6 protein-coding genes and 1 tRNA gene are annotated in these 4,645 nt (G+C 72.4%); 3 read left to right on the top strand and 4 right to left on the bottom strand.

The genetic code is table 11. The features are described from left to right. Positions 1 to 39: 39 nt before the first annotated feature. The gene (locus V7004_RS15190) at positions 40 to 414 is read right to left on the bottom strand and encodes an RNA polymerase sigma factor (protein ID WP_334145048.1); all 375 of its coding nucleotides are present in this window, start codon (positions 412 to 414) and stop codon (positions 40 to 42) included. 49 nt (positions 415 to 463) lie between these two features. Then, positions 464 to 1,690 (bottom strand): class I SAM-dependent RNA methyltransferase, encoded by a 1,227-nt coding sequence (locus V7004_RS15185; protein WP_334145046.1) that lies wholly within the window; start codon positions 1,688 to 1,690, stop codon positions 464 to 466. A 41-nt stretch (positions 1,691 to 1,731) separates the two neighbouring features. Between V7004_RS15185 and rpe the strand changes: the two genes are divergently transcribed. Continuing rightward, entirely contained in the window at positions 1,732 to 2,445 is a 714-nt protein-coding gene (gene rpe / locus V7004_RS15180) for a ribulose-phosphate 3-epimerase (RefSeq protein WP_334145045.1), read from the top strand. 118 nt (positions 2,446 to 2,563) lie between these two features. Then, a complete protein-coding gene (locus V7004_RS15175) occupies positions 2,564 to 3,028 on the top strand; it encodes a hypothetical protein (RefSeq protein WP_334145044.1) in 465 nt (154 codons plus the stop codon). Here the strand turns inward: V7004_RS15175 and V7004_RS15170 are convergent. Continuing rightward, a complete protein-coding gene (locus V7004_RS15170) occupies positions 3,021 to 3,581 on the bottom strand; it encodes an ATP-dependent Clp protease proteolytic subunit (RefSeq protein WP_334145050.1) in 561 nt (186 codons plus the stop codon). The two genes, V7004_RS15175 and V7004_RS15170, sit on opposite strands and share 8 nt — an antisense overlap. Before the next feature lie 130 nt (positions 3,582 to 3,711). Here V7004_RS15170 and V7004_RS15165 point away from each other — a divergent pair. Further along, positions 3,712 to 3,793, top strand: a tRNA-Leu gene (locus V7004_RS15165). A 13-nt stretch (positions 3,794 to 3,806) separates the two neighbouring features. Here V7004_RS15165 and V7004_RS15160 read toward each other — a convergent pair. Then, on the bottom strand, positions 3,807 to 4,645 hold an 839-nt coding region (locus V7004_RS15160), incomplete at its 5' end, for a CPBP family intramembrane glutamic endopeptidase (RefSeq protein WP_334145043.1).

The following is a 4,645-nucleotide window of genomic DNA, read 5'->3' as shown; positions in this document are numbered from 1 at the left end:
GCACCGGCACCACCAACCCCCTCATCGGCTGCCGCACCGTCACCGTCCCCGGCGGGTAGCGCGGCCGGCGCGGCCGGCCCGGCTCAGGCCGCGTGGCCTGCCGAGCCCACCTCGAGCGCCGATGGCCCTGCGTGAGCAGGAACGACCGCAGCGATCCCGCGCCGGGTCGAACCGCTCGGGTCGGTCCCACAGCCGGAGGAAGACCTCCTGCGCCGCCTCACTCGCGAGCGTGACCGGGCCGAGGAGGCGGCGGGCGAGGGCGTGGACCGCCGGTGCGTGACGCCGGTGGGCCAGGGCGAGCGCGCCGTGATCACGCCGGCGGACCGCGCCCACCAGCGCGGTGGCATCCAGGTCGTGGAGATCGGCACGGTTCACGAGATACGCACCGCGTTCGGAGGCCGGGCTGGATGACATCGCCTACGACACTGATCCGACACGACACGCATGCCCCGCCGTGCGGACGTCAGCGATCGAACCGACAGACGACCTCCATGTGATGAGTGTGCGGGAACAGATCCACGACCAGCACGTCACCGAGTGCGTACCCGGCCTGCAACAGCAAGCGGGTATCACGACCCAGCGCTCCCACGTCGCAGCTCACCAGCACCACCCGCGGAGCGCCCGTCGCGGCCAACACCTCCACCGCGGAACGGCCCAGGCCGGCCCGCGAGGGGTCGGCGATCACCAGCGACGCGGCCTGCGGTTCCCAGCGGGCCACGTCGGTGCGCACGACCCGAGCCGGGAGGCCCCGCAGGTTGTGCCGGGCATCGGCCACCGACGATCGGGACCACTCGAGGGCCACCACCGGCCGGTCGAGCCCCGGGCCCACCGTGGCCGCGAACAGGCCGACCCCGGCGTACGCGTCGATGATCGGCTCGCCCGGCGAACCGCCGACCACCGGCGAGACGCCGACGCCCACCGCGTCGCGGACCGCGGCCACCAGCGCCTCCGCACCGACCTGGCTGGACTGGAAGAACGAGCGGGCCGAGACCCGCAGGCGCCGCCCGCCGACCTCTTCGTGGATGTGGGCCCGTCGGCCCCGGCGCAGCTCGTCCCGACCGACGACGAGCACGTCGCCCGGCACCGACACCCCTGAGGCGGTGGGTGAAGCGAGCACCAGCCGGTCCCCGGTGGCGGCCCCCACCCGAATGGTCACCTCCTCCACCTCGCCGAAGCGACCCTCCACCAGCAGCTCCTCCACCAGCGGGTGCGCCACCAGGCACGACTCGACCGGCACCGGCTCGTGACTGCGGCGGCGGCGGTAGCCGGCTCGCCCGGCCCGCACCACCGCCCGAACGCTCGTGCGGTATCCGGCCGCGGGCAGGGCCGGCGCCACTCGCACCACCGGCTCGTGCACCCCTGCGGTCCGGCGGAGCGCGTCGGCCACCACAGCGGCCTTCAGCGCAGCCTGCGACACCGCGGCGAGGTGCTGGAGGTCGCATCCCCCGCAGCCACGCGCCAGCTCCGGGCACGGGGGCGCCACCCGGTCCGGCGCGGCTCGCCGCACCTCCACCAGGCGCGCCCGGGCGAAGTCGCGGCGCTGCTCGGTGATCGCGGCCCGGACCTGCTCGCCAGGCAGGGCCCCCTCGACGAACACCACCCGGCCGCTCGGGTCACGGGCGATCGCTTCGCCCCCCACGGCGTGCCCGGTGACCTCCAGCACCAGCACCTGGTCATCCTCGGCGGCCATCCGAGCGAGGCTAGGCAGCCGGAGCGGTATGTTGGCGCCGCATGACCGACGCCGCCTCCTCCGCCGCCCACCGACCGATCGAGATCGTGCCCTCGGTGCTGCCGGCCGACTTCTCCCGGCTCGGTGAGGCCTGCCAGGCCCTGGAGAAGGCGGGCGTCGACCGCATCCAGTTCGATGTCATGGACGGGCGGTTCGTGCCCAACCTCACCTTCGGGGCGGACGTCATCGCCTCGGTGCGGGAGCACGTCAGCGTGCCCTTCGAAGCCCATCTGATGGTGCACGAGCCTGCCTGGCTCGTGCCGCACATGGTCGAGGCGGGGTGCCAGACGGTGATCGTCCACGCCGAGGCCTGCACCCATCTGCACCGGGTGCTCGGGCAGGTGCTCGAGACGGGCGCTCGGGCCGCGGTGGCGCTGAATCCGGCCTCACCCCCCGAGCTCGCGGAGTACGTCCTCGATCTCGTCTCCATGGTGCTGGTGATGACCGTCAATCCCGGCTTCGGTGGGCAGCGCTACCTCGCCACCATGGAGCCCAAGCTGCGGTCGTTGCGGCGGACGATCCTCGAACGTGGCCTGGACGTGGACCTCGAGGTGGATGGGGGGATCGGCCCGGGCACCGTGGCCGGCGCCACCGCCGCCGGGGCCAACGTGCTGGTCGCAGGCAGCGCCCTGTTCCGTGACGAGCAGGGCCTCGAACACGCGGTCAGCGAGCTGCGGTCGCTGGCCGAAGCCGCCCGGTCCGACGTGCCGGCCTGACGCTCGCGTCCAGCGCGCTCGACCAAGCCACCTCCCGCTCCATTGCCACCACGAGGGCGACCGGTCGCGACATACTCGCGTCCCCTGGTTGCGGGCGGACCTCACCACAGGAGCGATCGTGTCGCGCAAGCTCACCCGCCTGCCGGTTCTCGCAGTGCTCGCCGCGGCGGCCATCGGAACAGCCGCCACGTTCACGGTCCGCCACCGCTCACCCGAACCATCCGTCGACCGCTTCTGCGCCCGGATGGCCGAGGCCGAGGGCCTCGACCAGAGCCTGGCGGCGTCCGACACGGAGCAGGTGGCGGCCCAGGTCGATGCCTTGGCCGCGGCCGCCCGGGTCGCCCCCGGCGAGATCCGGCCACCGATCGAGACGATCCTCGGGATCACCGAGGCCCTCGAAACCAGCCTCCGTACCGCACCCCGCGACCCTGCCCCCGCGCTGGCCCAGGTGCTGCAGGACCAACAGACCGGTGTCGACCAGGTCCGGGCGGCCGGCCAGGCGCTGCAGGACTACGTCGTGCGGGCGTGCGGGCTGCAGCTGGGCGAGACGTCGACCCCGGTGATCGACTCCGGCCTCAGATGATCTCGCCCCGGCGCACGATCACGTGGTCGATGAGCCCGTACTCCTTCGCCTCCTCAGCGGTGAACCACCGATCGCGCTCGGAGTCCTTCTCGATCTGCTCGACCGGCTGGCCGCTGTGGAAGGCGATGCGCTCGGCCATGAGCCGCTTGGTGTAGGCCATCTGCTCCGCCTGGATGGCGATGTCGGCCGCCTGACCCTGCACCCCGCCGTGGGGCTGGTGCATCATGATGCGGGCATGCGGCAGCGAGTAGCGCTTGCCCGGCGCGCCGGCACAGAGCAGGAACTGCCCCATGGACGCGCCGAGTCCCATGCAGATGGTGGCCACGTCCGGCTGGATGAACTGCATGGTGTCGTAGATGGCCATACCGGCCGTCACCGAGCCGCCCGGCGAGTTGATGTACAGCCAGATGTCCTTCTCGGGATCGGTGCCTTCGAGGTAGAGAAGCTGTGCGATGATCTGGTTCGCCATCGCATCGGTGACCTCGGTGCCGAGTACCACGATGCGCTCCCGGAGGAGCATCCGGAAGATCTCCTGCGACTGGTCGGTGCTCATCGGTGCTTGAGCCAGCGGCTCGAGCGGGAGGTGCTGCATCGTTCTCCTCGGAGTTGCGGGTACTGCCAGGACGGCCCGAGGCCAGCCCTACGTGGGTGGGAAGGCTAGCGGGCGCTACCGTTCCCCGGACGCGGGCGTGGCGGAACTGGTAGACGCGCTGGGTTTAGGTCCCAGTGTCTTCGGACGTGGGGGTTCGAGTCCCCCCGCCCGCACGCGCCGGGCGTGTCATCGCACACCGGCCACGAAGAACAGCAGCACCTGGGTGCCGTTGATGACGAAGTGGGCGGTGATCGCCCCGCCCAACCGGCCGTCCCGCCACACGGTGAGCAGCGCCAGGACGAGCCCGTAGAGCGCGGTGACCCCGGCGATGAACAGCGCACCGCCCACGCTGGTACCGGCGGTGGCGTGCAGCGAACCGAACAGCAGCGACGAGCCCACCACCGCCACTCGAACGTTCCACCGCTTGCCGAGCGAGCGCATGAGCAGGCCGCGGAAGAACAGCTCCTCGGCGATCGGGGTGCCGACCGCGATAGTGGCGAAGAGCACGAGCACCACCGCCGGGCCGGTGCCCACCTCTGCGAGGAACCCCGCGTTGGACGGTGCGTCCGCGCCGGTGATGGCGACCCACAACAGGCTGAGCAGGATGCTGATGGCCAGGCTGGCGAAGCCGGCCAGCACCCCCCAGCCCACGTCCGCCCAGGTGAAGACCAGGCCGAAGTCCTTGCGCAGGCTGCCCTGACCCTTGAACCGGGTGGCGACCACCGGCCAACCGATCAGCCCGACCCAGCCGCCGACCACCCCCAGGACCACCACCAGCAGCGGGGGCTGATCCGGGCGCAGGGTGTCCTGACCACCCGTGACGGCCATGAGGGCGAGGGCGAGCACGGTGGTGGCAACCTGCCCGGTGAAGAACAGCAGCAACCCCCATCCCACGTCACCGAGGCCCCAGCGGATCTCGGGTGGAATGGTGCGGTGGGCGGCTGCCGGCGAACCGGTCGAACCCGCCGACGCGGGGGCCGGCCAGGGCCGGCCTCCCGGACCGGCGGTGGGCGGGCCAGGGGGGG

This window comes from Rhabdothermincola sp., from assembly GCF_036846205.1.
In the GTDB taxonomy this organism is placed as follows: domain Bacteria; phylum Actinomycetota; class Acidimicrobiia; order Acidimicrobiales; family Acidimicrobilacustridaceae; genus Rhabdothermincola.
This window is presented reverse-complemented; position numbering and strand designations above follow the sequence as displayed.